Below are 25,448 nucleotides of genomic sequence, written 5' to 3'. Positions count from 1 at the left end.
TGGCGAGCATCCACCCGCTCGCCTTGCCCCTGCGGGTCAATCACTGCCCGCAGGTTCGCCCGTGACCAATCTCAACCATCCCGAAACGCCCAAACCGGCCATTCGCAGCGTGCTGGTCGCGCTGATGATGGCGATCTTCCTTGGCGCGCTGGACCAGACCATCGTCGCGGTTTCCATGCCGGCCATCTCCGCGCAATTCAAGGACGTGAGCCTGCTGGCCTGGGTGATTTCCGGCTATATGGTGGCGATGACCGTGGCGGTGCCGATCTACGGCAAGCTCGGTGACTTGTACGGGCGGCGCAAACTGATGCTGTTCGGCATGGGCCTGTTCACCCTGGCCTCGCTGTTCTGTGGCATGGCTCAGAGCATGGAGCAACTGGTGCTGGCGCGGATCTTCCAGGGCATCGGTGCCGGCGGGATGATTTCGGTGAGCCAGGCGATCATCGGCGACATCGTCCCGCCCCGGGAGCGTGGTCGCTATCAGGGTTACTTCTCCAGCATGTACGCGGTGGCCAGCGTGGCCGGCCCGGTGCTCGGCGGTTACATGACCGAGTACCTGTCATGGCGCTGGGTGTTCCTGATCAACCTGCCGCTGGGCCTCGGCGCCTACTGGGTAGCGCGACGCAATCTGATCGGCCTGCCGATTCCCCAGCGCAAACCGGTCATCGACTACCTCGGCACACTGCTGATGATCATCGGCCTGACGGCATTGTTGCTGGCGATCACTCAGGTCGGCCAAGGCCATGCGTGGCGCAGCAGTGAAGTCCTCGGTCTGTTCGCTTGTGCAGTGGCGGTGCTGGCGGTGTTCGTCTGGCATGAGCGACGTGCCCGGGAGCCGTTGCTGCCGATGCACCTGTTCACCAACCGCAGCGCCCTGCTGTGCTGGTGCACGATTTTCTTTTGCAGCTTTCAGGCGATTTCGTTGATCGTGCTGATGCCGCTGCGCTTCCAGAGCGTGACTGGCGCCGGGGCGGACAGCGCGGCCCTGCACTTGTTGCCGCTGGCGATGGGTTTGCCGATCGGTGCCTATTTCGCCGGTCGTCGCACGTCGATTACCGGGCGCTACAAGCCACAGATTTTCACCGGTGCGCTGCTGATGCCGATCTCGATCCTCGGCATGGCCTTCAGCCCGCCCGATGCGACGCTGATCAGTAGTGTGTTCATGTTGCTCAGCGGTATCGCCGGGGGTATGCAGTTCCCGACCTCGCTGGTCGGCACGCAAAACTCGGTCGAGCAAAAGGACATTGGCGTCGCCACCAGCACCACCAACCTGTTCCGCTCTTTGGGCGGTGCGGTGGGCGTGGCGTTGATGTCAGCACTGTTGCTGGCGTTGTTGCAGGACTCCAGTTTCGCCCACCTGACCGGCGCATCGCTGATCGGCGAAGGTCATTCCGGCAACGTGCTGCTCGATGGCCTGAACGCGGCGCCCGGCGATGCGCAGAATGCCTTGCGCGCCGAGTTGCTGGTGACGTTCCGGCATTTGCTGATGGTCAGTGCCGGGGTGTCGCTGCTCGGGCTGGCGGCGGCGATTGCCATGCCGAACCGCCTGTTGCGCGGGCGTGAACACAGCGCCCGCTGACCGATGCCGATGGCTCCCACGCCTTGCGTGGGAGCCACTGGGATCAAGCGCTGTAATAACCGACCGCCACCAGATAATCCCCGACCTTCTTCAGGTAGGCATGTTTATCCTCGACCTTGCCGGTCACCGGATTTTTCCAGCGGTATTCGTACTCGCCCTCATCCTGTTTGCCGATCAGCGCCAGAATCGGCTCGCCCACCGGTTTGCCTTCCGGGTCCTTGACCTTGGCGAAGTCGGTATTGATCAACCGCAGGTTGGTACCGTGGGCGACGTAACGCTGGGTTTTCAGGTCCACCACGAACACGTAAAGGTCGTCCTGCAAGTAACCGCCCTTGAGCGAGTTGACCGCCATCAGCGTGCCCTTCTCGTCCTTGGTCAAATCGGTGGCGGCTTTGTCGAGCAATGATTTCGCCTGTTCCGCCGATGCTCGTGGCAAGTAATAACCGACCGCCAGAATCCGCTGACCGATGCGCTGATAGAACACATGCTTGCGCTCGACCTTGCCGTCGGCCTGATTCTGCCAGCGATATTCGGCCTGCTGGATGCCGTTGCCTTCCGGCACTTTCAGCGCGTCCTTGAACGCTTTCTGCAAATCCGGCCCGAGCACTTCGCTCACGTCCCGGCCGATCAACGCCGAAGACGGCCCGCCGCTGGCGAGCATTACGCCCTTGGTATCGACCACGAACACGTAGCGATCCTTGTCGACGAACTCGCCCTGGCGGCTGAACGCCGCGAACGCCTTGTCGCCGTTGTCGTGATAGTAGGCCAGAGCCTTTTCCAGCAAGGCGATGGCGGCCTTGCTGTCATCCTTTTCCGTGGCCGCATTGGCCTGTCCGAAACTCAACAACAGCACCGCGCCGAGCCAGGCCAGTTTTTGCACAAACCCCATGACGCATCCCTCGTTCTTGTTGGTGTTTCAAGAGCGTAGACGGCCTGACGGCAGGTATGGATATTCAGAAAGCTTCTGAATGTTGCGATGGGTGTGTGGCGAGGGCGTTCGCGCCCTCGCCACAGAAGGGGCTCACGGCCGGGCGTTGATCTGCTGTTGCAGGTTCTGGATCTGCGCCTGCAGGGTGTTGAGGTTGCGGGTCATCTGCCCACGAAACGCATCGAACTCGGCGGTGCTGGAGCCGCCCTGTGCCGAAGCCGGACGGTTATCCTGCTCGCTCTTGAGCACAACGATTTCCTGTTCCAGACGATCGATCGCGGCGTTCGACCCGCCTTGTTTTTTCAGGGCCGTGATGTCGGCGCCGAGGCTCTTGAACTGCGCATCGAAACCCTTGACCTGTGCATCGAAGCTTTTCAGCTGGGCATCGACCTTGCTGGTGTCGGCCGGCGTGCTTTTCAGCGTTGCCAGCTCTGCACTCAGGGCTTTGACCTGGGCCTGCAACTGGGTATTGGCGTTCTGCTGTTCAGTGGTCTGGGCGGTCATCTGCGCCAGACGCTTGTCCAGATCCGTCGCCTGACCCGCCACACCCTGCTGCTGTTTGCTCTGATCCTGCAGTGCGCTTTGCAACTGTTTGATCTGCAGTTTCAGCGCTTCGCTGTCGGTGTTGACGTTGGTCTGGCTGGCCACGACCTTGCCGGAAATGTCCTGCAGGCGTCCCGCCGCTTCTTCACTGATCCGCGCGAAGCTTTCCTGGGTCGCCACCAGTTGCTGCTCCATCAGCGAGATCTGCTGGAAACTCCACCAGGCCAGACCGATGAAGGCAAAGAACAATGCGCCGACCAGCGCCCACAATGGCCCGGTGCTGGCCGACTTGACCTTGACCACGGGTGGCGTGCGCGAATGCACGGAAGTGCGAGTGGTGGTAGGGAAATCGTCGTCATCGAGTGTGTCGGCGCGCAGGCTCGGAACATCGTCGAAATCGTCGTCGTGTGCATCGTTACGCATGGACATTGAGGCAACCTTTGTGAAACCCGGTAATGGCTGATTGCGGCGCAGTATAAACCCCGCAGCCGCAGGGATTGACCCCCAACCCGTGGCTGGGTTCAGCACTTCGTATCAACGAATGTCCTGGGCCTTCCACCAGCCACAGAACTCATCGAGGGCCGTCCAGAGACTGACTTTCGGATCGTAGTCCAGATAATGCCGGGCGCGACTGATGTCGAGGGTGAAATTTTTGTTCATCACCTGCATGCCCAGCCGCGACAGGGTCGGCTCGGGACGTCCCGGCCAGAGTTTACATGCGCCTTCGTTGAGCGCCGCCACACTGTAGGCCAGCCCGTAGGAACGGTACTTGGTGACCTGTGGGACTTCCATTTTGCGCATCACGTAATTGACCACATCCCACAGCGGCACCGGGGCACCGTTGCTGATGTTGTAGGCTTTGCCCAGTGCCGAACCGGCCGCCAGAAGACTGCTCAACAACGCTTCGTTGAGGTTATGCACGCTGGTGAAGTCGACCTTGTTCAGGCCGTTGCCGATGATTGCCAGACGCCCTTTGCGCTGCATCTTCAGCAGGCGCGGAAAAATGCTCATGTCCCCGGCGCCGGTGACGAAACGCGGGCGCAGGGCCAGGGTTTCGAGGCCGAACTCCTGAGCGCCGAAGACCTTTTGCTCGGCCAGATACTTGGTCGCCGCGTAGTGGTGTTTAAAGCGCTTGGGCACTTGCTCTTCGGTCAGGCCGAGGTGGTCGCGGCCGTCAAAATAGATCGACGGCGACGACAGGTGCACCAGGCGCCGCACCCGTTGCTTGAGGCAGGCCTCGACCACGTTTTCGGTGACCTGCACATTGCCCTGATGAAAGTCCTGATAACGTCCCCACAGCCCGACGGCGCCGGCGCAATGCACCACGGCTTCGACGTCGGTGCAGAGCGCACGCACCAGTTCCGGATCGCTGAGGTCGCCCTGAACGAACTCGGCGCCGCGACGCACCAGATGTTCGACGCCTTCGGCCCGGCGACCGTTGACCCGCACGTCCAGGCCCTGCTCCAGGGCAAAACGCGCAAAGCGTCCGCCAATGAAGCCGCTTGCGCCGGTGACCAGAATTTTCATGTAGAGCTCCGCTGTCTTTCGTTTTGCCTGATTCGTGAGTCTTGACGCTGGCCGTCAGTCCAACGGCACCAGCCATTGCGACGACGAACGCACCAATTGGTCGGTCAACAACCCCAGCAACTGGCCGCCATTGCGCCAATGATGCCAGTACAACGGCACGTCGATCGGTTTATCTGGCAACAGTTCGCGCAATACGCCGCGTTCCAGTTGCTCGCGCACCTGCAATTCCGGCACCAGTCCCCAGCCGAGCCCGGCTTCGGTCAGGCGGATAAAACCTTCGGATGACGGACACAAATGATGTTCGAAACCACCATCGACACCGAGGGACGCAAGGTAGCGGTGTTGCAGAAAGTCGTCCGGACCGAACACCAGCGCCGGGGTGCGCGGCAGTTGTTCGGCCCGCACGCCGTCGGGGAAATGCCGCTCGATGAATGCCGGGCTGGCCAGCGCCCGATAGCGCATCGCCCCGAGCAACACACTGCGGGCGCCCGCCACCGGCCGTTCACTGGCGCAGACACAGGCCGCCACTTCACCAGCACGCATGCGCTTGAGGCCGACGGTCTGGTCTTCGACGATCAGGTCCAGCAACAGGTGTTGCTCGGCGCAGAAGTCGCCCACCGCCTCGGCCCACCAGGTGGCGAGGCTGTCGGCGTTCAGCGCGATGCGCAGCCGCTCCGGCAGGCCCTCTTCGTCCAGCGCCGGCACCAGCGTCTGCAAATCCCGTTCGAGCAGGCGCACCTGCTGCACATGGTTGAGCAGGCGCCGACCGATCTCGGTGGGTGATGGCGGCGTCCCGCGCACCAGCACCGGCTGGCCAACCCGCGCTTCCAGCAGTTTGATCCGCTGGGAAATCGCCGATTGCGAAAGGCCCAGCACCTGCGCCGCCCGTTCGAATCCGGCCTGCTCGACCACGGCGGCCAGAGCGGAAAGCAATTTGTAGTCGAACATCAGTTTTCCTAATGAGCGATCAGCACTATTGGTTTTTCTTATACAGCGTCTGCCCGGAGAATAGCCAGCAAGCACTCTTTATCAAGGACCACCCCCATGGCTGGCGAAACCTCTTTGACCACCCTGCTGCGCAGCATGAGCCCGCAGCTCAATGCCGGCGAATACGTGTTCTGCACCTTGCGCGACGGTCAGTTGCCGAGCGGTCTGGAGGTCGTGGGCAGTTTCCGCGAACAGGAAGGCCTGACGGTGATTCTGGAACGGTCCCACGCCGAACGCGCCGGTTTCAGTTTCGACTACGTTGCGGCCTGGATCACCTTGAACGTGCATTCGGCGCTGGAAGCCGTCGGCCTGACCGCCGCATTCGCCACCGCACTGGGCAAGGCCGGTATCAGCTGCAACGTGATTGCCGGCTACTACCACGACCATTTGTTCGTCGGTCAGGCCGACGCCGAACGCGCCATGCAAGTGCTGCGCGATCTCGCAGCCAACGCGGAGTAATTGTCATGTGGCAAAGCTATACCAACGGCCTGCTGGTGGCCTTCGGGCTGATCATGGCGATCGGCACCCAGAATGCTTTTGTACTGGCCCAGAGTCTGCGTCGCGAGCATCACCTGCCGGTCGCCGCGCTATGCGTCGCCTGCGATGCGCTGCTGGTGGCGGCGGGCGTGTTCGGTCTGGCCACAGTGCTGGCGCAGAACCCGACATTGCTGGCGGTTGCCCGCTGGGGCGGTGCAGTGTTCCTGATCTGGTACGGCAGCCAAGCGTTGCGCCGGGCGTTCTCGAAACAGAGCCTGCAACAGGGTGAAAACCAGACCGTGCGTTCATTGCGCGCGGTGATGCTCAGCGCACTGGCGGTGACCCTGCTCAACCCGCACGTCTATCTGGACACCGTGCTGCTGATCGGCTCCCTCGGCGCGCAACAGTCAGTGCCCGGCGCTTATGTCGTGGGCGCGGCGAGCGCTTCGCTGCTGTGGTTTTTCACTCTGGCGTTCGGCGCGGCATGGCTGGCACCGTGGCTGGCGCGTCCGGGTACGTGGCGAATTCTCGATCTGTTGGTGGCGGTGATGATGTTCACGGTGGCGGGTCAGCTCATTCTGGCCTCGTGATTATTCCAAACGGCTCTGGAACCTCTATCCCACACAGTTGTTGCGTGGTTATGCCGCACCCCCGGTGCTATGATCCGAACCCTGCGCCGCAAAGAGTAAAAACTCGCCGGTGCATTTCTGGCCGCCCGTGATCGGCCTTGCGCTCACCGCAACAGACCTGATTAGGAGAATCATCATGGCTTTCGAATTGCCGCCGCTGCCTTACGCACACGATGCCCTGCAGCCGCACATTTCCAAGGAAACCCTGGAATTCCACCACGACAAGCACCACAACACCTACGTCGTGAACCTGAACAACCTGGTGCCAGGCACCGAGTTCGAAGGCAAGACCCTGGAAGAAATCGTCAAGACTTCCTCGGGTGGCATCTTCAACAACGCCGCTCAGGTCTGGAACCACACCTTCTACTGGAACTGCCTGGCGCCAAACGCCGGCGGTCAACCAACCGGCGCACTGGCTGAAGCCATCAACGCGGCTTTCGGTTCGTTCGACAAGTTCAAGGAAGAGTTCAGCAAAACCTCGATCGGCACCTTCGGTTCCGGCTGGGGCTGGCTGGTGAAAAAGGCTGACGGTTCCCTGGCCCTGGCCAGCACCATCGGTGCCGGCAACCCGCTGACCAGCGGCGACACCCCGCTGCTGACCTGCGACGTCTGGGAACACGCTTACTACATCGACTACCGTAACCTGCGTCCTAAGTACGTCGAGGCGTTCTGGAACCTGGTCAACTGGAAGTTCGTGGCCGAGCAGTTCGAAGGCAAGACCTTCACCGCTTAAGCTGCGCGCCAGACAAAAAACCCGGCTATTGCCGGGTTTTTTTATGCCTGCGAAAAACACGAAGGTGAATCTGATCGCAAACAGGGCCATTTCCCACACGCAAAGCAGCCCTTGTCCCCTTGCTCCCGAGCCACAGCGGACTAACATCAAACAGAGGAAAAAATGTACGACGCCCCTCAAGTTGGAGGCCAAAACTACCGACACAGTACAACCAGGGCAAATACTCCAGGCAGCAGCATTTCGGCCAAGGCCACGGACAAATTTTCCGCGGCTCGATTGTCCCTTTGACTGCCAACACGGGATTGCCAATACTCATGGCAACTTGACGCTACCCGCACGGAACAAGGAATAACCCTTTGAAGCTGGAACTCAAGAACAGCTTGTCGGTGAAGTTGCTCCGGGTCGTGCTCCTGTCGGCATTGATCGTCGGCGTGGTCTTGAGCTGCGCGCAGATCGTTTTCGATGCCTATAAAACACGCCAGGCCGTCGCCGGCGATGCCGAACGCATCCTCGACATGTTCCGCGATCCTTCAACCCAGGCCGTCTACAGCCTGGACCGGGAGATGGGCATGCAGGTGATCGAAGGCCTGTTCCAGGACGATGCCGTGCGCCAGGCCTCCATCGGGCATCCCAACGAAGCGATGCTCGCGCAGAAATCCCGTGAATTGCAGCATTCCAACAGCCGCTGGCTGACCGACCTGATTCTCGGACAGGAGCGCACGTTCACCACCCAACTCGTGGGTCGCGGCCCCTACAGCGAATATTACGGCGACCTGAGCATCACCCTCGACACCGCCACCTACGGTCAGGGTTTCATCGTCAGTTCAGTGATCATCTTCATTTCCGGCGTATTGCGCGCCCTGGCCATGGGCCTGGTGCTGTATCTGGTCTATCACTGGCTGCTGACCAAGCCGCTGTCGCGGATCATCGAGCACCTCACGGAAATCAACCCGGACCGCCCCAGCGAACACAAGATTCCACAGCTCAAGGGCCACGAGAAGAACGAACTCGGCATCTGGATCAACACCGCCAACCAGTTGCTCGAATCCATCGAACGCAACACCCATCTGCGCCACGAAGCGGAGAACAGTCTGCTGCGCATGGCCCAGTACGATTTCCTCACCGGCCTGCCGAACCGTCAGCAATTGCAGCAACAGCTGGACAAGATTCTGGTGGACGCCGGCAAGCTGCAGCGCCGGGTCGCGGTGTTGTGCGTCGGGCTGGATGACTTCAAGGGCATCAACGAACAATTCAGCTACCAGACCGGCGACCAATTGCTGTTGGCCCTCGCTGATCGCCTGCGCGCCCACAGCGGCCGTCTCGGCGCCCTCGCCCGCCTGGGCGGCGACCAGTTCGCCCTGGTACAGGCCGACATCGAACAACCTTACGAAGCGGCGGAACTGGCGCAAAGCATCCTCGATGATCTGGAAGCGGCATTCGCCCTCGACCATCAGGAAATCCGCCTGCGCGCCACCATCGGCATCACCCTGTTCCCGGAGGACGGCGACAGCACCGAGAAGCTGTTGCAGAAAGCCGAGCAGACCATGACCCTGGCCAAGACCCGCTCGCGCAACCGCTATCAGTTCTATATCGCCAGCGTCGACAGCGAGATGCGCCGTCGCCGCGAACTGGAAAAAGACCTGCGCGATGCCTTGCTGCGGGATCAGTTCTACCTCGTCTATCAGCCACAGATCAGCTACCGCGATCACCGCGTGGTCGGTGTCGAGGCCCTGATCCGCTGGCAACATCCGGAGCACGGGCTGGTGCCGCCGGACCTGTTCATTCCGCTGGCCGAACAGAACGGTACGATCATCGCCATCGGCGAGTGGGTGCTGGATCAGGCCTGCAAACAACTGCGCGAATGGCACGATCAGGGTTTCGTCGACCTGCGCATGGCGGTCAACCTGTCCACCGTGCAACTGCACCACGCCGAGCTGCCCCGGGTGGTCAACAACCTGTTGCAGATGTACCGCCTGCCGCCGCGCAGCCTGGAACTGGAAGTCACCGAAACCGGCCTGATGGAAGACATCAGCACCGCCGCCCAGCACTTGCTGAGCCTGCGCCGCTCCGGCGCACTGATCGCCATCGACGACTTCGGAACCGGCTACTCCTCGCTGAGCTATCTCAAGAGTCTGCCGCTGGACAAGATCAAGATCGACAAGAGCTTCGTCCAGGATCTGCTGGATGACGACGATGACGCGACCATCGTTCGCGCCATCATTCAACTAGGCAAGAGCCTCGGCATGCAGGTGATCGCAGAAGGCGTGGAAACCGCCGAACAGGAGACCTACATCATCTCCGAAGGCTGCCATGAAGGTCAGGGCTATCACTACAGCAAGCCGCTGCCGGCGCGGGAGTTGAGCGTTTATCTCAAACAGGCCCAGCGCAGCAACGCGGCGATCCTCTGAACGCTGCCGGCAAGGGCCGCCACATGCCTTGTGCCCGGCACCGTTGATCCAGCGCAAACCCCGCGCGAATAGGAAATATTTCCAGCCACAACCCTTTACACATAATGCGAAAGATTTGCATTATGTCGCAGCTTTTGCGCACCCCCGCGCCTGTCCACTCAATTACCGAAGCAGGATGTTCGCCATGATTCGTATGCCTCTGGCTACCGCCAGTCTGCTGGCCATCGCTATTTCCCTCGCCGGTTGCGGCGAAGGCAAAGACAAGGCCGCCGCTCCAGCAGCGCCGACGCCAGCCGCCAGCACCGCCGCGCCGGCGGCTCCTGCCACTGCCGGTAAAGTCGACGAGGCCGCTGCCAAGGCTGTGGTCGCACACTACGCCGACATGGTCTTCGCCGTTTACAGCGATGCCGAATCCACCGCGAAAACCCTGCAGACCGCTATCGACGCTTTCCTCGCCAAGCCGAACGCCGACACTCTGAAGGCCGCACGTGCAGCCTGGGTTGCCGCCCGCGTTCCTTACCTGCAGAGCGAAGTGTTCCGCTTCGGCAACACCATCATCGACGACTGGGAAGGTCAGGTTAACTCCTGGCCTCTGGACGAAGGCCTGATCGACTACGTCGACAAATCCTACGAACACGCACTGGGCAACCCGGGCGCCACCGCCAACATCATCGCCAACACCGAAGTACAGGTCGGCGAAGACAAGGTCGACGTCAAGGACATCACTCCGGAAAAACTCGCCAGCCTGAACGAGCTGGGCGGTTCCGAAGCCAACGTTGCCACCGGCTACCACGCCATCGAATTCCTGCTCTGGGGCCAGGACCTGAACGGCACCGGCCCTGGCGCCGGCAACCGTCCCGCTTCGGATTACCTGGAAGGCGCTGGCGCCACCGGCGGTCACAACGATCGTCGTCGTGCCTACCTGAAAGCCGTGACCCAACTGCTGGTCAGCGACCTGGAAGAAATGGTCGGCAACTGGAAGCCGAACGTGGCCGACAACTACCGCGCCACCCTGGAAGCCGAACCGGCCGAAAGCGGCCTGCGCAAAATGCTGTTCGGCATGGGCAGCCTGTCTCTGGGCGAGCTGGCTGGCGAGCGCATGAAGGTGTCCCTGGAAGCGAACTCCCCGGAAGACGAACAGGACTGCTTCAGCGACAACACCCACAACTCGCATTTCTACGATGCCAAAGGCATTCGTAACGTTTACCTGGGCGAGTACACCCGCGTCGACGGCACCAAAATGACCGGCGCCAGCCTGTCGTCGCTGGTGGCCAAGGTTGACCCGGCTGCCGACACCGCCCTGAAAGCCGATCTGGCCGCTACCGAAGCCAAGATCCAGGTCATGGTCGATCACGCCAACAAGGGTGAGCACTACGACCAGTTGATCGCCGCCGGCAACACCGCTGGCAACCAGATCGTTCGTGACGCCATCGCCTCGCTGGTCAAGCAGACCGGTTCGATCGAAACGGCGGCCGGCAAGCTGGGTATCAGCGACCTGAACCCGGACAACGCCGATCACGAGTTCTGATCAAGCGCGTCTGACTGAACAAGGCGACCTTCGGGTCGCCTTGTTCGTTCTGGCTGACCTGACGTGTATCAAGCAAACGATAATTCCTCTTATTCAAACCCCCTCGCCCTGTTAGACTTTGCGCCTTTAAATTCGCCCCTCTTGCAGGAAGTCTGATGCCCTCGCTGCCTCTTCGCTTGTCCGCACTGTTTCTGGCCCTGGGCCTGAGTGCCTGCGATGACGCCCCGCGTTTCACCAAGGCCGAGCCCGGCGAAGCCCGCTCCGGCGGTACCGCGACCGTGCGCAAGACGGATCAGAATTCATTTTCCCTGCCCTCGGCCAACCTGCCACCTTCGCGTCGGGTGGACTTCAGCGTCGGCAACAGCTTCTTTCGCAGCCCTTGGGTGATCGCACCGTCGACCACCACCGCCCGCGATGGCCTCGGCCCGTTGTTCAACACCAACGCCTGCCAGGGCTGCCACATCAAGGACGGCCGCGGCCATCCGCCGACGCCGGATGCGCCCAACGCCGTATCGATGCTGGTGCGCCTGTCGATTCCCGATGCGCCGCAGTACGCCAGATTGATCGAGCAGGTCGGCGTGGTGCCGGAGCCGGTCTACGGTGGGCAGTTCCAGGACATGGCCGTGCCCGGCGTTGCACCGGAAGGCAAGGTGCGGGTCGACTACACGCCAGTGCCGGTGCGCTTCAAGGACGGCACCGAAATCGAGCTGCGCAAGCCGGTCTTGCTGATCACCCAGCTCGGCTACGGCCCGATGCACCCGGACACACGTTTCTCCGCACGCGTTGCGCCACCGATGATCGGCCTGGGTCTGCTCGAAGCCATCCCCGAAGAAGCGATTCTCGCCAACGCCGCCGTGCAAGCCAAAGAGAACAACGGCATCAACGGCCGGCCCAACCGCGTCTGGGATGACGCACAGCAAAAGACGGTCATGGGGCGATTTGGCTGGAAAGCCGGCCAACCGAACCTCAATCAACAAAATGTTCACGCGTTCTCTGGTGATATGGGCCTCACCACGAGCCTGAGACCGTTTGATGACTGCACCGACGCGCAAATCGCCTGCAAACAGGCGCCGAATGGCAATGGCCCGGACGGCGAACCTGAAGTCAGCGACAACATCCTGCGCCTGGTGCTGTTCTACAGCCGCAACCTCGCCGTTCCTGCACGCCGTGGCGTCAACGATGCTCAGGTGCTGGCTGGCAAGAATCTGTTTTTCCAGGCTGGTTGCCAGTCCTGTCATACACCGAAATACACCACCGCCGCCAACGCGGCCGAACCTGAACTGGCCAATCAAGTGATTCGCCCGTACAGCGATCTGCTGCTGCATGACATGGGCGAAGGCCTGGCCGACAACCGCACCGAATTCCAGGCCAGCGGCCGCGACTGGCGCACCCCGCCCCTTTGGGGCATCGGCCTGACGCAGGCGGTCAGCGGTCACACTCAGTTTCTGCACGACGGCCGCGCCCGCAACCTGCTCGAAGCTGTGCTCTGGCATGGCGGCGAAGCCAAGGCGGCGCAGCAACAGGTTTTGTCTTTCAATGCCGAGCAGCGTGCCGCGCTGCTGGCGTTTTTGAATTCACTTTAAACACTTAAAAGAATCGGGAGCCCGACATGTTCCGTCCCAAGCTGTTGTTCACCAGCCTTGCCGCACTGGCCCTCGGCGCGTGCTCGCCGCAGGATCCGCAAGCCGTCACCTCCGCCGCCATCGCCAAATCGGTGATCCTGCCGACTTACACCCGCTGGGTCGAAGCCGACAAGCAACTGGCTGTCAGCGCCCTCGCCTACTGTCAGGGCAAGGAAAACCTGGAAACCGCCCGCGCCGACTTCCTGCACGCGCAGAAAGCCTGGGCCGAGCTGCAACCGCTGCTGATCGGTCCACTGGCCGAGGGCAATCGCTCGTGGCAGGTGCAGTTCTGGCCGGACAAGAAAAACCTGGTCGGCCGTCAGGTCGAGCAACTGGTCACCGCCCAGCCGCAGATCGATGCCGCTGCACTGGCCAAGTCCAGCGTCGTGGTCCAGGGCCTGTCGGCCTACGAGTACATCCTGTTCGACGCCAAGCCTGACGTGGCCAACGACGCGCAGAAAGCCAAGTACTGCCCGCTGCTGGTGGCCATTGGCGAGCGCCAGAAACTCCTGGCCGAAGAGATCCTCAGCAGCTGGAACAACACCGACGGCATGCTTGCGCAGATGAGCAAGTTCCCGAACCAGCGCTACGCCGACTCCCACGAAGCGATCGCTGATCTGCTGCGGGTACAGGTCACCGCCCTCGACACCCTGAAGAAAAAGCTCGGTACGCCAATGGGCCGCCAAAGCAAAGGCGTGCCGCAACCGTTCCAGGCCGACGCGTGGCGCAGCCAGTCGTCTCTGACGGCCATGGAAGCCAGCCTCGCCGCCGCCAAGACCGTTTGGGAAGGCGTCGACAACAAAGGCCTGCGCGGCTTGCTGCCAGCTGAGCAGAAACCATTGGCGGACAAGATCGACGCCGCTTACGCAGCCTCGCTCAAACTGTTCGGCAGCACTCAGCGCTCGCTGACCGAAATGCTCGAAGACGACGCCGGTCGCCAGCAACTCAACGACATCTACGACAGCCTCAACGTCGTCCATCGCCTGCACGAAGGCGAACTGGCCAAGGCGCTGGGCATCCAACTGGGCTTCAACGCCAACGACGGTGACTGATGAGGGCAAGTGCCATGCTGCGACGCCAGGCTCTGACTTTAGGTAGTTTGCTGCTGGGAGCAGTGACACTGGGCGGCTGGACGCTGTTCAAGCGCAAGGATCAGAGCCCGCTGCTGCTGTCGGCGCGGGACGACACCGAAGGCAAGCACTACGCCGTCGGCTATCGACTGGACGGCACGCGAGTGTTCGCCACTGAAGTCGGCCAGCGCTGCCACGACATCATCAATCACCCGACGCTGCCGATCGCGCTGTTCGTGGCCCGGCGTCCGGGCACCGAGAGCTACCTGATCGACCTGCGCGACGGTGCGTTGTTACAGACCGTTTCCTCGCAGCCGAACCGGCATTTTTACGGCCACGCGGTGATCCACCACAGCGGCGATTACCTGTACGCCACCGAGAACGACACCACCGATCCGGGCCGCGGCCTGCTCGGGGTGTACAAGTTCGAGGGTGAACGGCTGGTGCACAGCGGTGAGATTTCCACCCACGGTCTCGGCCCGCATCAGGTGTCGTGGATGCCCGACGGTGAAACCCTGGTGGTGGCCAACGGCGGGATCCGCACCGAAGCCGAAAGCCGGGTCGACATGAACCTCGACGCCATGGAACCGAGCCTGGTGATGATGCAACGCGACGGCACCCTGCTGAGCAAGGAAACCCTCGCTCAGTCGATGAACAGCGTGCGGCACCTGGGGATCGCCAGCGACGGCACCATCGTCGCCGGCCAGCAATTCATGGGGCCTTCCCAGGAGCGTTCCGAGTTGCTGGCGATCAAACGTCCGGGCCAGCCGTTTGTGGCGTTCCCGGTGCCGGAGCATCAGTTGCAGTCGATGGGTCATTACACCGCCAGCGTCGCCGTACACAGCGACCTGCGTCTGGTGGCGCTGACCGCACCGCGTGGCAACCGTTTCTTCATCTGGGATCTGGACAGCGGCGAAGTACGCCTCGATGCACCGTTACCCGACTGCGCCGGTGTCGGTGCGGTGAAGGACGGTTTTGTCGTGACCTCGGGGCAAGGACGTTGCCGTTATTACGATTGCCGCCAGGACGAACTGCTGGCCAAACCGCTGGATTTGCCCGCAGGGCTCTGGGACAACCATCTTCATCTGATGGCCTGAAATTCGCCGCCGACCGCTCGGTCGGCGGCACCGCTTTTCTACACCTTCCTCCATCACACCCTGTAAAAACTGGCAGTTGGAATCCCTGCCGGAGTCGGGGTAATGTGCCCGCCTGTCTCGCCTGATTTTCTCCAAGGAACTGGAATATGCTGCGTCGCCGCATGCTGATCATGTTGGGTGTTGTACTGCTGATCGTTCTGCTCCTCGCCGGTTACAAGGCCTTCTCGATCTACACGATGATCCAGGGCTTTGCCAAACCGAAACCGCCGATCAGCGTCGCCGTGGCCACCGCCGCCGAGCGCCCGTGGCAGATGCGCCTGCCTACCGTCGGCACGCTCAAGGCGCTGCAGGGTGTCGAGCTGAGCCTGGAAGTCGCCGGCACCGTGACCGAACTCAAGTTCGAGTCGGGACAGAAGGTCAAGGCCGGGCAACCGTTGCTGCAACTCGACAGCGCCGTCGAATCCGCACTGCTGGAAACCGCCAAGGCCGACCTCGGTCTGGCGCAACTGGACTTCGGCCGTGGCAGCCAGCTGGTTGGCAGCAGTGCCATTTCCAAGGGCGAGTACGACCGACTCTCGGCGGTCCTGCAAAAGAACAAGGCCACGGTCAATCAGCTCAATGCATCGCTGGCAAAAAAACGCATTTCCGCACCGTTCAGCGGCACCATCGGCATCCGTCAGGTCGACGTCGGTGACTATCTCGCCAGCGGCACGAAAATCGCCACCCTGCAGGATCTGAGCAGCCTCTACGCCGACTTCTATGTGCCTGAGCAATCAGTGCCGAAGCTGGCCATCGGTCAGCCGGTGCAGATTTCGGTTGCCGCCTATCCCGGGCAGAACTTCCCTGGCGCGATCAGCGCGATCAACCCGATTGTCGAAAGCACCACCCGCAACATTCTGGTCCGCGCGACGCTGGCCAATCCCGACGGCAAGTTGCTGCCGGGCATGTTCGCCAGCCTTGAAGTGCTGCTGCCGGACCCGCAGAAGCACATCGTCGTGCCGGAAAGCGCGATCACCTACACCCTTTACGGCAACTCGATCTACGTGGTCGGGCAGAAGAAAGCCGAGGACGGCAGCGTCGAGAAAGACGACAAGGGCCAACCGGTACTGATCGCCGAGCGCCGTTTCATTGAAACCGGTGAGCGCCGCGAGGGGCTGGTGATGATCAACAAGGGCGTGCAGAGCGGCGAACAAGTGGTGACGGCCGGCCAGATCAAACTGGACAACGGCGCGCACATCGCCATCAGCGACGACAAGACCCTCGGCGAGCAGAACAGTCCGCGCCGCGCCGACTGATCAAGGAATCCTCATGGCCTTTACCGATCCGTTCATTCGCCGCCCGGTGCTCGCCACCGTGGTCAGCCTGCTGATTGTGCTGCTGGGCTTCCAGGCCTGGAGCAAACTGCCGCTGCGCCAGTACCCGCAAATGGAAAACGCCCTGATCACGGTGACCACCGCCTACCCCGGGGCCAACGCCGAAACCATCCAGGGCTACATCACCCAGCCGATGCAGCAGAGCCTGGCGAGCGCCGAGGGCATCGACTACATGACTTCGGTCAGTCGGCAGAACTTCTCGGTGATTTCGATCTACGCACGCATCGGTTCCAACAGCGACCGCTTGTTCACCGAACTGCTGGCCAAGGCCAACGAGGTGAAAAACAAACTGCCACAGGATGCCGAAGACCCGGTACTGAGCAAGGAAGCCGCCGATGCCTCGGCACTGATGTACATCAGCTTCTTCAGCAAGGAACTGAGCAACCCGCAGATCACTGACTACCTGTCGCGAGTGATCCAGCCAAAACTGGCGACGCTGCCAGGCATGGCCGAAGCCGAGATTCTGGGTAACCAGGTGTTCGCCATGCGCCTGTGGATCGATCCGGTGAAGCTCGCCGGTTTCGGCCTCAGCGCCAGCGACGTGAGCAACGCGGTGCGCCAGTACAACTTCCTCTCCGCCGCCGGCGAGGTAAAAGGCGAGTACGTGGTCACCAGCATCAACGCCAACACCGAACTGAAGTCGGCCGAGGCCTTCGGCAAGATACCGCTCAAGGTCAGTGGCGACAGCCGTGTGCTGCTCAGCGATGTGGCGCGGGTGGAAATGGGGGCGGAGAACTACAACTCCATCAGCTCCTTCGGTGGTACACCCTCGGTATACATCGGGATCAAGGCGACGCCCGGCGCCAACCCGCTCGACGTGATCAAGGAAGTGCGCAAGATCATGCCGGAGCTGGAGGCCCAGTTGCCGCCCAACCTCAAGAGCGAGATCGCCTACGACGCGACGCTGTTCATCCAGGCCTCCATCGACGAAGTGGTGAAAACCCTGTTCGAAGCGGTGCTGATTGTGATCGTGGTGGTGTTCCTGTTCCTCGGCGCCCTGCGTTCAGTGGTGATCCCGGTGGTGACCATTCCGCTGTCGATGATCGGCGTGATGTTCTTCATGCAGATGATGGGCTACTCGATCAATCTGCTGACCCTGCTGGCGATGGTGCTGGCGATCGGTCTGGTGGTGGACGATGCCATCGTCGTGGTGGAAAACATCCACCGGCATATCGAAGAAGGCAAGACACCGCTGGACGCCGCACTTGAGGGCGCCCGGGAAATCGCGATGCCGGTGGTCTCGATGACCATCACCCTGGCAGCGGTGTATGCGCCGATCGGTTTCCTCACTGGGCTGACCGGGGCACTCTTCAAGGAGTTTGCGTTGACTCTGGCCGGGGCCGTGGTGATTTCCGGCATCGTCGCCCTGACCCTGTCACCGATGATGTGTGCCTTTCTGTTGCGACATGAAGAAAACCCCAGCGGACTTGCCCACCGACTCGACCGGATCTTCGAAAACCTCAAGCGACGCTATCAGAGCATGCTCCACGGCACTCTCAACACCCGGCCGGTGGTGCTGGTGTTCGCAGTGATCGTGCTGTGCCTGATTCCAGTGCTGCTCAAGTTCACCAAATCGGAACTGGCGCCGGATGAAGACCAGGGCATCATTTTCATGATGGCCAACGCGCCGCAGCCGACCAACCTCGATTACCTGAACACCTACACCGACGAGTTCGTGAAGATCTTCAAGGAATTCCCGGAGTACTACTCCTCGTTCCAGATCAACGGCTACAACGGTGTACAGACCGGTATCGGCGGTTTCCTGCTCAAACCGTGGAACGAACGCAGCCGTACACAGATGCAGATTCTTCCCGAGGTGCAGGGCAAACTCGGCAACATCCCGGGGTTGCAGATCTTCGGCTTCAACCTGCCTTCCCTGCCCGGCACCGGCGAGGGTCTTCCGTTCGAATTCGTGATCAACACGGCCAATGACTACGAGCTGTTGCTGCAGGTGGCTGACCGGATCAAGAAGCGTGCGATGGAGTCGGGCAAGTTCGCGTTCGTCGACCTTGACCTGGCCTTCGACAAACCGGAGGTGGTGGTCGATATCGACCGCGCCAAGGCGGCGCAGATGGGTGTGTCGATGCAGGATCTGGGCGGCACCCTCGCCACCCTGCTTGGCGAAGCGGAGATAAACCGCTTCACCATCGAGGGTCGCAGTTACAAGGTCATCGCCCAGGTTGAACGGGCCTACCGCGACAATCCGGACTGGCTGAACAACTACTACGTGAAAAACACCCAGGGCGAGCTGTTGCCGCTGTCGACCCTGATCACCGTGACCGATCGGGCACGACCGCGACAGCTCAACCAGTTCCAGCAGCTCAATGCGGCGAAGCTGTCCGGGTTCCCACTGGTCAGCATGGGCGAGGCCATCGACAGCGTGGTGCAGATCGCCCGGGAAGAGGCACCCGCCGGTTTTGCTTTCGATTACGGCGGCGCTTCACGGCAGTTCGTACAGGAAGGCAGCGCGCTGTGGGTCACCTTCGCGTTGGCGCTGGCGATCATTTTCCTGGTGCTGGCGGCGCAGTTCGAGAGTTTCCGCGACCCGCTGGTGATCCTGGTGACCGTACCGCTGTCGATTTGCGGGGCGCTGATTCCGCTGTTCCTCGGCTGGTCGAGCATGAATATTTACACCCAGGTCGGGCTCGTGACACTGATCGGCCTGATCAGTAAACACGGGATCCTGATCGTCGAATTTGCCAATCAACTGCGCAAGGAAAAGGGCCTGACGCCCCGTGAAGCGGTCGAGGAAGCGGCGGCGATTCGCTTGCGACCCGTCCTGATGACCACCGCTGCCATGGTGTTCGGCATGGTGCCGTTGATCCTCGCCAGTGGCGCGGGTGCGGTGAGCCGCTTCGATATCGGGACGGTGATTGCCACCGGGATGTCGATCGGGACGTTGTTTACGCTGTTCGTCTTGCCCTGCGTCTACACCGTGCTGGCCAAACCCGATCCCAAACCCTCCACCTGACCGCCGCTTCCACACAAGCATAAAAAAAGGCCTCGCATGTGCGAGGCCTTTGGCTCTTGTAGACGTTTCAACTCTGCGGCCTCATCCCTTGAGAAAGTCCGAACATGAACAGCAGCAAATCATGGTCGGGCTTGGTTGCCACGGAGGCTTTCGCCACCCGCGGCATCGGACAATGGGCATCGTTGGTCGATGCCCCGATCACTTGCATGCGTGGCTGTTCCCAGGCCGCCACCGCCAAAGATGCAACTGCCAAGGCTCCTACCAGAAACAAACCTCGCGCAATTTCTAGTTTCATCGCTATAAACCTTTGATAGCGCTGCCAAACGCCGTCTCATAAAAATAGACGAGTTTCTTCCAGTCCGTAGGGCTGAACGACGAGTGGCGGCGCAATTGTTTCATGTCATGGGAGGCCGCGCGATGAGCGGTCAGGCGTTGACGGCACTTTTCCAGATCGATCAGGGCCACTTCGACTTTGGCTGACTCACCCTCGCCGGTGACGCGGACAAATACGTGCTTGATGTAAATGCAGCTGTGCTGCCAGCGACCCTTGTGCATGCGAGCCAGGTTCTCCGCGAGATCCTTGAGTACACGCTCATACACCGCTTCACCGTACTGCTCGCGGCCGCCTGCCGCTTCCCACTGTTCAAGCTCCTGAAAGCCGTCCAGCGACTTGGTGACCAGCAACGCCCGCCACTTGTGCTGCGGGTCAGGCTGAGCACCGCAAAAGACAATTTCCGGCACCCGGACACCGAGTTTCGTTACACCGGTCAGTGCATCCAGTTCACGCAAGACGGTCGGTCGCCCGAACGGGTGCAGCCAACTGCGATAGATATGGCCTGTCTGGCGTTTGGCATACAGCAGTTGACCATCGCGCCCCACCACCCGCTGTACACCACTTTCCCCACCACGACGCACGTTGGGTTCTTCCACCCATTCACCGCGCTGGTTCCAGTAATAGTCAAAGCGATCCTGGGGAGCGACTCCCGTTTCTGCTGCAAATTGCACTGCCATCCTCTTACCTCTTGCGTAGTACGTAAACTCGCCACATGGCATAGAGCGGAATAAAGTCCAGTTGTTCCTGGATCCTGAATCCTGCCTCTTCGAATTCCTTTTCAACCGTAGCGGCCGGTAGCACAAATCGATTCTGGTAACCTTCCTGCCCGCGTTTTTTCTCGGCGCGCTTGCGTTTCCAGGCCTTGAAATTGCCATCTACCCACAACGAAATGATCACACTGTCCCGGGTAACGCGTTCGAACTCACGCAAAATCGTCTGCCGATGCTCGGCCTCGCCGATGTGGTGCAGCAGACGCATGCAGAAAATGCTGTCCACGGAGTTGTCAGGCAACGCAATGTCGAACGCCGAAGTGTGCAAGGGTTGTACCCGTTTCACCACATCCGCCGGTTGGGCCTGCATCGCCGTCTTGATCATCGACTCGGAATTGTCTGCCCCGATGATCACCCGATTGGGCTTCTCTGCCAGCAATGGCCAGAAACGCCCGGCACCGCACGGCAGATCCAGCACCAGCCCCGGCTCACCGACCAGGGTCAGTGCCTTGCGAGCCAACTGCTGATCTCGCCAGTTGGACAAACGACGCCCCAGACCATCCTGATGCTTGCGCAGGTATTTCTGCGCGTGGTTGTCGTCGTACTTTTCGGAAAAATCGAGTTTGATCGGGCCGGCCATCGTCGGGACTCCTGAATGCTGATAGCTCCACCTTAGGCACGGGAGTGTCAGCGTCAGGTCATCCCTTTGTGAAAAAAACGTCGCGTAAACCCCCGAACTATTTCAAGGTTATACAGGATTCGTTCAGGTTGGCAGCTTTTTTACGTCGCCCGGGAGGGATTCAGCGTTTGCCAAGATCTACCTCGAAACGGCAGCCATTGGGCTCCATCGTACTCAATGTGACACTCCAGCCCTGGTTCTCGCAGATGCGCTGTACCAATGACAGACCGAGCCCCAGACCCTCTCCACGCTTTTCGCTGCCCCGTACGAAGGGCTGGAACATCGCCTCGCGTTTCTCCTCGGGAATGCCCACGCCCGAGTCCTCGACCACAAAGCCGTTGTCATTGAGCGTCAGCCGAATGAAGCCATGCTCGGTGTAGTGCAACGCATTACGCAGCAGGTTGCCCATCACGGCATTGAGCAGGGTGGCGTTGTAACGGGTTTCCGGCGGGTTGCCCGGTTCGAAAATCAGATTCAGGCCCTTCGACTCGATCGGCTCGCGCCACAGGCCCAACAGATTGTCCGCCACCTGGCCGAGATTGTGCTGGGGCGCGGCCCCCGCATCTTCGCGCTGGGCACGGGCCAGCATCAGGAAAGTCTGCACCAGTTCGCGCATTTCTTCGCTGGCACGGGCGATGCGTTCGACCTGGGCGCGGCCGCGCTGATCGATGCCCGGGTTTTCCAGCAGCAGCTCACAGGAACTGGCCAGCACCATCAGCGGTGTACGCAATTCATGGCTGACGTCACTGGTGAACAGCCGCTCACGCGTCAGCGCCTGACGCAAACGCCCCAGCGTCGCATCAAATGCCACCGCCAGTTCACCCACTTCATCGGCGGCGTAGTCCGGCGCCAGCGGCGGTGCGAGCCCCAGCAACTGATCGCGATGACGCACCTGACGCGCCAGCCGGACCACCGGCGCCATCACCTTGCGTGCCAGCACCCAGCCGAGGAAAACCGCCAGCGCCAGGCTGAGCACGAAGCCCACCAGCACCACGGCAAACAGTACGCGCTCACGCTCTTCGAAATCGCTTTGGTCCTGCAGCAACACATAGCGCCGGCCGTCGACGATTTCGACCATCGCGTGATACGACAACTGCTCGCGGAAGACTTCGTGGAACCCGGAATCCAGATGTCGCAGATCCTTGGGCAGCTCGAAGTCACCCGGGCCGCCGCTGAAATAGAACAGTTGATCCGGCTCCGGCCGATGGCTCCAGTCCGAGACGTTGTCCATCAACAACAGGCGCTGCAAGTCGCCGCCCAGTCCTGCGGAAATCAGTTTTTCTTCCACCAGGTGCACGGTCGCGACGATGCCCATGGCGAAGGCCCCTGCCACCAGTGCGCTCATCAGCGCAAAGGCGATGATGATCCGCTGGGCAAGGCTTTGCTTAAACTCCATCGCGGCCCTCGGCCAAGCGATAACCCACGCCGTGCACGGTGTGCAGCAGTGGTTTGGCGAACGGCTTGTCGATCACCTGACGCAATTGGTGGACGTGGCTGCGCAGGCTGTCGCTGTCCGGGCAGTCATCGCCCCACAGGGCTTCTTCGAGAATTTCCCGACGCAGTACATGCGGGCTCTTCTGCATCAGCACCGCGAGCAACTTGAGGCCGACCGGGTTGAGCTTGAGCAGCTTGCCTTCGCGGGTCACTTCGAGTGTGTCGAGGTCGTAGCTCAGATCACCGACCTGCAGGGAACGGCGACCGCCGCCCTGGGTCCGGCGCATCACGGCTTCGACCCGCGCGGCCAGTTCCGACAACGCAAAGGGTTTGACCAGGTAATCGTCAGCCCCGGACTTGAAGCCCTGCAGGCGATCGTCGAGTTGATCGCGAGCGGTGAGCATGATCACCGGCGTGTCGCGGCGCGCATCTTCGCGCAGGCGTTTGCACAGGGTGTAGCCGTCGATGCCGGGCAACATGATGTCGAGCACGATCAGGTCATAGTGCTCGGTAGCCGCCAGATGCAGGCCCGACAGACCGTCCTGGGCGCAATCGACGGTATAGCCCTTCAGGCCCAGGTAATCGGCCAGGTTGGCCAGGATATCGCGGTTGTCTTCGACCAATAGAATTCGCATGGGCACCTCTTCCGTACACAGTAACGGCCGTCATGGCCCGCGCAGCTTACGGCCAACTTCGGCTCAGGGCTAGGGTTGCAGCCCCGACAGATCGATTTGCTCAACCAACATAAATCTTTAACAAAGTTTTCACTATCGGTTCACAACCTCATTACAGTGGCTTCGCGAAACTCCCGCGCCATTGATAAAAGGAAAAGAAAACAATGGGTTTCTTCAAGACAGCGCCTATGCGCTATCTGCTGCTGGTCACCGGTGCCTGGCTGGTCGTGTTTCTCCTCACCCGTATCGTACTGCTGCTGACTCATCTGGATGAGGCCGGTGGCGGTGCGCTGTCCGTGTTCGGTGTCGGTCTGGTCTACGACCTGGGCTTCCTCGCCTACGCCGCTTTGCCGATGGGTCTGTATCTGCTGCTGTGCCCGCCGGCCTTGTGGCGCCGTCGCGGTCACCGCTGGTTCCTGCAGGGACTGCTGACCGTCAGCCTGTACGCCATGCTGTTCACGGCGGTGGCCGAATGGCTGTTCTGGGATGAGTTCGGTGTGCGCTTCAACTTCATCGCCGTCGACTACCTGGTGTATTCCGACGAAGTGCTGAACAACGTGCTGGAGTCTTATCCGATCGGCAAGTTGCTGAGCATTCTGGCGGTTCTGGCCGTGGGGCTGAGTCTTGTCTTGCGCAAGGCATTCAATGCAGCGCTCAACGCTCCGCTACCGCCATTGCGCGGTCGGCTGCTGAATGCCTTGGCGCTGTTGGTGGTGGCGGGCCTCAGCCTGCAACTGGTCAGTCAGGACGCACCGCGTGCCCAGGGCGGCAACGCCTATCAGAATGAACTGGCGAGCAATGGCCCGTATCAGTTCTTCGCCGCGTTCCGTAACAACGAACTGGACTACAGCCAGTTCTACAAGAGCCTGCCAGCGGACAAGGTTGCCGGTCAGATTCGTGCCGAACTGAACGAACCCAATGCCCGTTTCGTCGGCCAGGATCCGCAGGACATCCGTCGCAATATCGATAACCCCGGCGTCACCCGCAAGCCGAACATCGTGCTGGTGACCATCGAAAGCCTGAGCGCCAAATACCTGGGCAGCAATGGTGATGGCCGCAACCTGACGCCGAACCTCGACGCCTTGCGCAAGCAGAGCCTGTACTTCAACAATTTCTACGCCACCGGCACTCGCACAGACCGTGGACTGGAGGCCATCACCCTGGCCATTCCACCGACGCCGGGCCGTTCGATCGTCAAGCGCATCGGTCGCGAAAGCGGTTTCGCCAGCCTCGGCCAGCAATTGAGCGCTGTCGGCTATGACAGCGTGTTCGTGTACGGCGGGCGTGGCTACTTCGACAACATGAACGCGTTCTTCAGTGGCAACGGTTATCGCGTTGTCGATCAGAGCAGCGTCGATGAGTCGGAGATTCACTTCAAGAACGCCTGGGGCATGGCTGACGAGGATCTGTACAAACAGACCCTGAAGCTGGCGGACGCCGACTACGCCAAGCAGCAACCTTTCCTGTTGCAGCTGATGACCACCTCCAACCATCGTCCGTACACCTATCCGGATAACCGGATCGACATCAAGTCCGGCAACGGTCGCGATGGTGCGGTGAAGTACACCGACTACGCCATCGGCCAGTTCCTGGCGCAGGCGCGTGAGAAGCCGTGGTTCGACAACACGATCTTCATCTTCGTCGCCGACCACACGGCCGGCAGCGCGGGCAAGGAAGACCTGCCGATCACCAACTACCAGATCCCGCTGTTCATCTATGCACCGAAGATGATCGAAGCACGGGAAAACGCGCAACTGGCCAGCCAGATCGACCTCGCGCCGACCCTGCTGGGGTTGCTGAACCTGGATTACCAATCGACCTTCTTCGGTCGCAATCTGCTGCAGGACAACCCGCTGCCACCTCGGGTCGTGGTGGGCAACTATCAGCATCTGGGGCTGTTCGACGGCAAGGATCTGGCGATCCTCAGTCCACGCCAGGGCCTGCGCCGGCATGACGACGCACTGACCGAAAGCCGCGAGTCCCGGGTCAACAGCGACGACCCGCTGGTGAGTCGCGCCATCACGTATTACCAAACCGCCAGTTATGGCTTCAAGCAACAGCTGCTTGGCTGGAAAGCGCCCAAGGAGGGTGCCGCGCAAGTCAGCGATCGTTAATCGAAGCGCCCCGGGCTGATGCCCCGGGGCG

At 61.1% G+C, this 25,448-nt stretch carries 21 protein-coding genes; 12 read left to right on the top strand and 9 right to left on the bottom strand.

What is annotated here, in order from left to right:
• Positions 1-61: 61 nt before the first annotated feature.
• Entirely contained in the window at positions 62-1,579 is a 1,518-nt protein-coding gene (locus tag AC07N4_RS22470; RefSeq protein ID WP_102620740.1) for an MDR family MFS transporter, read from the top strand.
• A gap of 43 nt (positions 1,580-1,622) precedes the next feature.
• On the opposite strand, the gene AC07N4_RS22465 is transcribed toward AC07N4_RS22470, so the two are convergent.
• From AC07N4_RS22465 to AC07N4_RS22450, 4 genes are all read right to left on the bottom strand, one after another.
• Positions 1,623-2,468, bottom strand: coding sequence for a cache domain-containing protein (locus AC07N4_RS22465; RefSeq protein ID WP_493066020.1), 846 nt, complete (start codon positions 2,466-2,468; stop codon positions 1,623-1,625).
• A 132-nt stretch (positions 2,469-2,600) separates the two neighbouring features.
• Entirely contained in the window at positions 2,601-3,479 is an 879-nt protein-coding gene (locus AC07N4_RS22460) for an ATPase (RefSeq protein ID WP_096818401.1), read from the bottom strand.
• 105 nt (positions 3,480-3,584) lie between these two features.
• Positions 3,585-4,577 carry an NAD-dependent epimerase/dehydratase family protein gene (locus tag AC07N4_RS22455; RefSeq protein WP_096818402.1) on the bottom strand — a complete coding sequence of 331 codons (993 nt, stop codon included), beginning with the start codon at positions 4,575-4,577 and terminating at the stop codon, positions 3,585-3,587.
• 54 nt (positions 4,578-4,631) lie between these two features.
• Complete coding sequence (locus tag AC07N4_RS22450; protein WP_096818404.1) at positions 4,632-5,525, bottom strand: LysR family transcriptional regulator ArgP; 894 nt, start codon at positions 5,523-5,525, stop codon at positions 4,632-4,634.
• 96 nt (positions 5,526-5,621) lie between these two features.
• Here AC07N4_RS22450 and AC07N4_RS22445 point away from each other — a divergent pair, with 96 nt between their 5' ends.
• The 10 genes from AC07N4_RS22445 (at position 5,622) to AC07N4_RS22400 (ending at position 19,472) form a co-directional block, all read left to right on the top strand.
• The gene (locus AC07N4_RS22445; RefSeq protein ID WP_007953258.1) at positions 5,622-6,023 is read left to right on the top strand and encodes an ACT domain-containing protein; all 402 of its coding nucleotides are present in this window, start codon (positions 5,622-5,624) and stop codon (positions 6,021-6,023) included.
• Between the two features lie 5 nt (positions 6,024-6,028).
• A complete protein-coding gene (locus AC07N4_RS22440) occupies positions 6,029-6,631 on the top strand; it encodes a LysE/ArgO family amino acid transporter (protein WP_085709557.1) in 603 nt (200 codons plus the stop codon).
• 175 nt (positions 6,632-6,806) lie between these two features.
• The gene (locus tag AC07N4_RS22435) at positions 6,807-7,403 is read left to right on the top strand and encodes a superoxide dismutase (protein ID WP_003227660.1); all 597 of its coding nucleotides are present in this window, start codon (positions 6,807-6,809) and stop codon (positions 7,401-7,403) included.
• 356 nt (positions 7,404-7,759) lie between these two features.
• Positions 7,760-9,811, top strand: a complete 2,052-nt coding sequence (locus AC07N4_RS22430; protein WP_102620744.1) for a putative bifunctional diguanylate cyclase/phosphodiesterase — start codon at positions 7,760-7,762, stop codon at positions 9,809-9,811.
• Positions 9,812-9,995: 184 nt separating this feature from the next.
• Complete coding sequence (locus AC07N4_RS22425; protein ID WP_096818411.1) at positions 9,996-11,339, top strand: imelysin family protein; 1,344 nt, start codon at positions 9,996-9,998, stop codon at positions 11,337-11,339.
• 155 nt (positions 11,340-11,494) lie between these two features.
• A complete protein-coding gene (locus AC07N4_RS22420) occupies positions 11,495-12,922 on the top strand; it encodes a di-heme oxidoreductase family protein (protein ID WP_493066021.1) in 1,428 nt (475 codons plus the stop codon).
• A gap of 26 nt (positions 12,923-12,948) precedes the next feature.
• Complete coding sequence (locus AC07N4_RS22415) at positions 12,949-14,013, top strand: imelysin family protein (protein WP_192558867.1); 1,065 nt, start codon at positions 12,949-12,951, stop codon at positions 14,011-14,013.
• A 14-nt stretch (positions 14,014-14,027) separates the two neighbouring features.
• Positions 14,028-15,128, top strand: coding sequence for a DUF1513 domain-containing protein (locus AC07N4_RS22410; protein WP_493066022.1), 1,101 nt, complete (start codon positions 14,028-14,030; stop codon positions 15,126-15,128).
• 146 nt (positions 15,129-15,274) lie between these two features.
• Positions 15,275-16,423 (top strand): efflux RND transporter periplasmic adaptor subunit, encoded by a 1,149-nt coding sequence (locus tag AC07N4_RS22405; protein ID WP_096818418.1) that lies wholly within the window; start codon positions 15,275-15,277, stop codon positions 16,421-16,423.
• 13 nt (positions 16,424-16,436) lie between these two features.
• On the top strand, positions 16,437-19,472 hold the full coding sequence (locus tag AC07N4_RS22400) for a multidrug efflux RND transporter permease subunit (protein ID WP_102620747.1): 3,036 nt from the start codon (positions 16,437-16,439) through the stop codon (positions 19,470-19,472).
• Positions 19,473-19,539: 67 nt separating this feature from the next.
• Here the strand turns inward: AC07N4_RS22400 and AC07N4_RS22395 are convergent, their stop codons facing one another.
• The 5 genes from AC07N4_RS22395 to colR all read right to left on the bottom strand — a co-directional run bounded on the left by AC07N4_RS22395 (position 19,540) and on the right by colR (position 23,264).
• The gene (locus AC07N4_RS22395; protein WP_102620748.1) at positions 19,540-19,767 is read right to left on the bottom strand and encodes a hypothetical protein; all 228 of its coding nucleotides are present in this window, start codon (positions 19,765-19,767) and stop codon (positions 19,540-19,542) included.
• 2 nt (positions 19,768-19,769) lie between these two features.
• Positions 19,770-20,483: a lipopolysaccharide kinase InaA family protein gene (locus AC07N4_RS22390; protein WP_096818422.1), complete on the bottom strand. Its 714-nt coding sequence runs from the start codon at positions 20,481-20,483 to the stop codon at positions 19,770-19,772.
• 4 nt (positions 20,484-20,487) lie between these two features.
• Positions 20,488-21,156: a class I SAM-dependent methyltransferase gene (locus AC07N4_RS22385; RefSeq protein WP_096818423.1), complete on the bottom strand. Its 669-nt coding sequence runs from the start codon at positions 21,154-21,156 to the stop codon at positions 20,488-20,490.
• A gap of 160 nt (positions 21,157-21,316) precedes the next feature.
• Positions 21,317-22,591: a sensor histidine kinase gene (locus tag AC07N4_RS22380; protein WP_102620750.1), complete on the bottom strand. Its 1,275-nt coding sequence runs from the start codon at positions 22,589-22,591 to the stop codon at positions 21,317-21,319.
• Positions 22,581-23,264 carry a two-component system response regulator ColR gene (colR, locus tag AC07N4_RS22375; protein WP_065258608.1) on the bottom strand — a complete coding sequence of 228 codons (684 nt, stop codon included), beginning with the start codon at positions 23,262-23,264 and terminating at the stop codon, positions 22,581-22,583. The genes AC07N4_RS22380 and colR overlap by 11 nt, the downstream gene beginning before the upstream one ends.
• Positions 23,265-23,467: 203 nt before the next feature.
• Between colR and AC07N4_RS22370 the strand changes: the two genes are divergently transcribed.
• Entirely contained in the window at positions 23,468-25,417 is a 1,950-nt protein-coding gene (locus AC07N4_RS22370; RefSeq protein WP_493066023.1) for an LTA synthase family protein, read from the top strand.
• Positions 25,418-25,448: the final 31 nt, after the last annotated feature.

Source organism: Pseudomonas sp. GW821-FHT09E04, from assembly GCF_059416185.1.
Note: the sequence above shows the minus strand (reverse complement) of the source record. Positions and strands in the feature narration are given on the sequence as shown.

Coding starts and splice junctions, on each gene's coding strand:
- AC07N4_RS22415 (WP_192558867.1), top strand. CDS start 12,949: ATGTTCCGTCCCAAGCTGTTGTTCACCAGCCTTGCCGCACTGGCCCTC.
- AC07N4_RS22400 (WP_102620747.1), top strand. CDS start 16,437: ATGGCCTTTACCGATCCGTTCATTCGCCGCCCGGTGCTCGCCACCGTG.
- AC07N4_RS22405 (WP_096818418.1), top strand. CDS start 15,275: ATGCTGCGTCGCCGCATGCTGATCATGTTGGGTGTTGTACTGCTGATC.
- AC07N4_RS22380 (WP_102620750.1), bottom strand. CDS start 22,591: ATGGAGTTTAAGCAAAGCCTTGCCCAGCGGATCATCATCGCCTTTGCG.
- AC07N4_RS22440 (WP_085709557.1), top strand. CDS start 6,029: ATGTGGCAAAGCTATACCAACGGCCTGCTGGTGGCCTTCGGGCTGATC.
- AC07N4_RS22465 (WP_493066020.1), bottom strand. CDS start 2,468: ATGGGGTTTGTGCAAAAACTGGCCTGGCTCGGCGCGGTGCTGTTGTTG.
- AC07N4_RS22370 (WP_493066023.1), top strand. CDS start 23,468: ATGGGTTTCTTCAAGACAGCGCCTATGCGCTATCTGCTGCTGGTCACC.
- AC07N4_RS22460 (WP_096818401.1), bottom strand. CDS start 3,479: ATGTCCATGCGTAACGATGCACACGACGACGATTTCGACGATGTTCCG.
- AC07N4_RS22425 (WP_096818411.1), top strand. CDS start 9,996: ATGATTCGTATGCCTCTGGCTACCGCCAGTCTGCTGGCCATCGCTATT.
- AC07N4_RS22455 (WP_096818402.1), bottom strand. CDS start 4,577: ATGAAAATTCTGGTCACCGGCGCAAGCGGCTTCATTGGCGGACGCTTT.
- AC07N4_RS22390 (WP_096818422.1), bottom strand. CDS start 20,483: ATGGCAGTGCAATTTGCAGCAGAAACGGGAGTCGCTCCCCAGGATCGC.
- AC07N4_RS22445 (WP_007953258.1), top strand. CDS start 5,622: ATGGCTGGCGAAACCTCTTTGACCACCCTGCTGCGCAGCATGAGCCCG.
- AC07N4_RS22435 (WP_003227660.1), top strand. CDS start 6,807: ATGGCTTTCGAATTGCCGCCGCTGCCTTACGCACACGATGCCCTGCAG.
- AC07N4_RS22395 (WP_102620748.1), bottom strand. CDS start 19,767: ATGAAACTAGAAATTGCGCGAGGTTTGTTTCTGGTAGGAGCCTTGGCA.
- AC07N4_RS22410 (WP_493066022.1), top strand. CDS start 14,028: ATGCTGCGACGCCAGGCTCTGACTTTAGGTAGTTTGCTGCTGGGAGCA.
- colR (WP_065258608.1), bottom strand. CDS start 23,264: ATGCGAATTCTATTGGTCGAAGACAACCGCGATATCCTGGCCAACCTG.
- AC07N4_RS22385 (WP_096818423.1), bottom strand. CDS start 21,156: ATGGCCGGCCCGATCAAACTCGATTTTTCCGAAAAGTACGACGACAAC.
- AC07N4_RS22420 (WP_493066021.1), top strand. CDS start 11,495: ATGCCCTCGCTGCCTCTTCGCTTGTCCGCACTGTTTCTGGCCCTGGGC.
- AC07N4_RS22450 (WP_096818404.1), bottom strand. CDS start 5,525: ATGTTCGACTACAAATTGCTTTCCGCTCTGGCCGCCGTGGTCGAGCAG.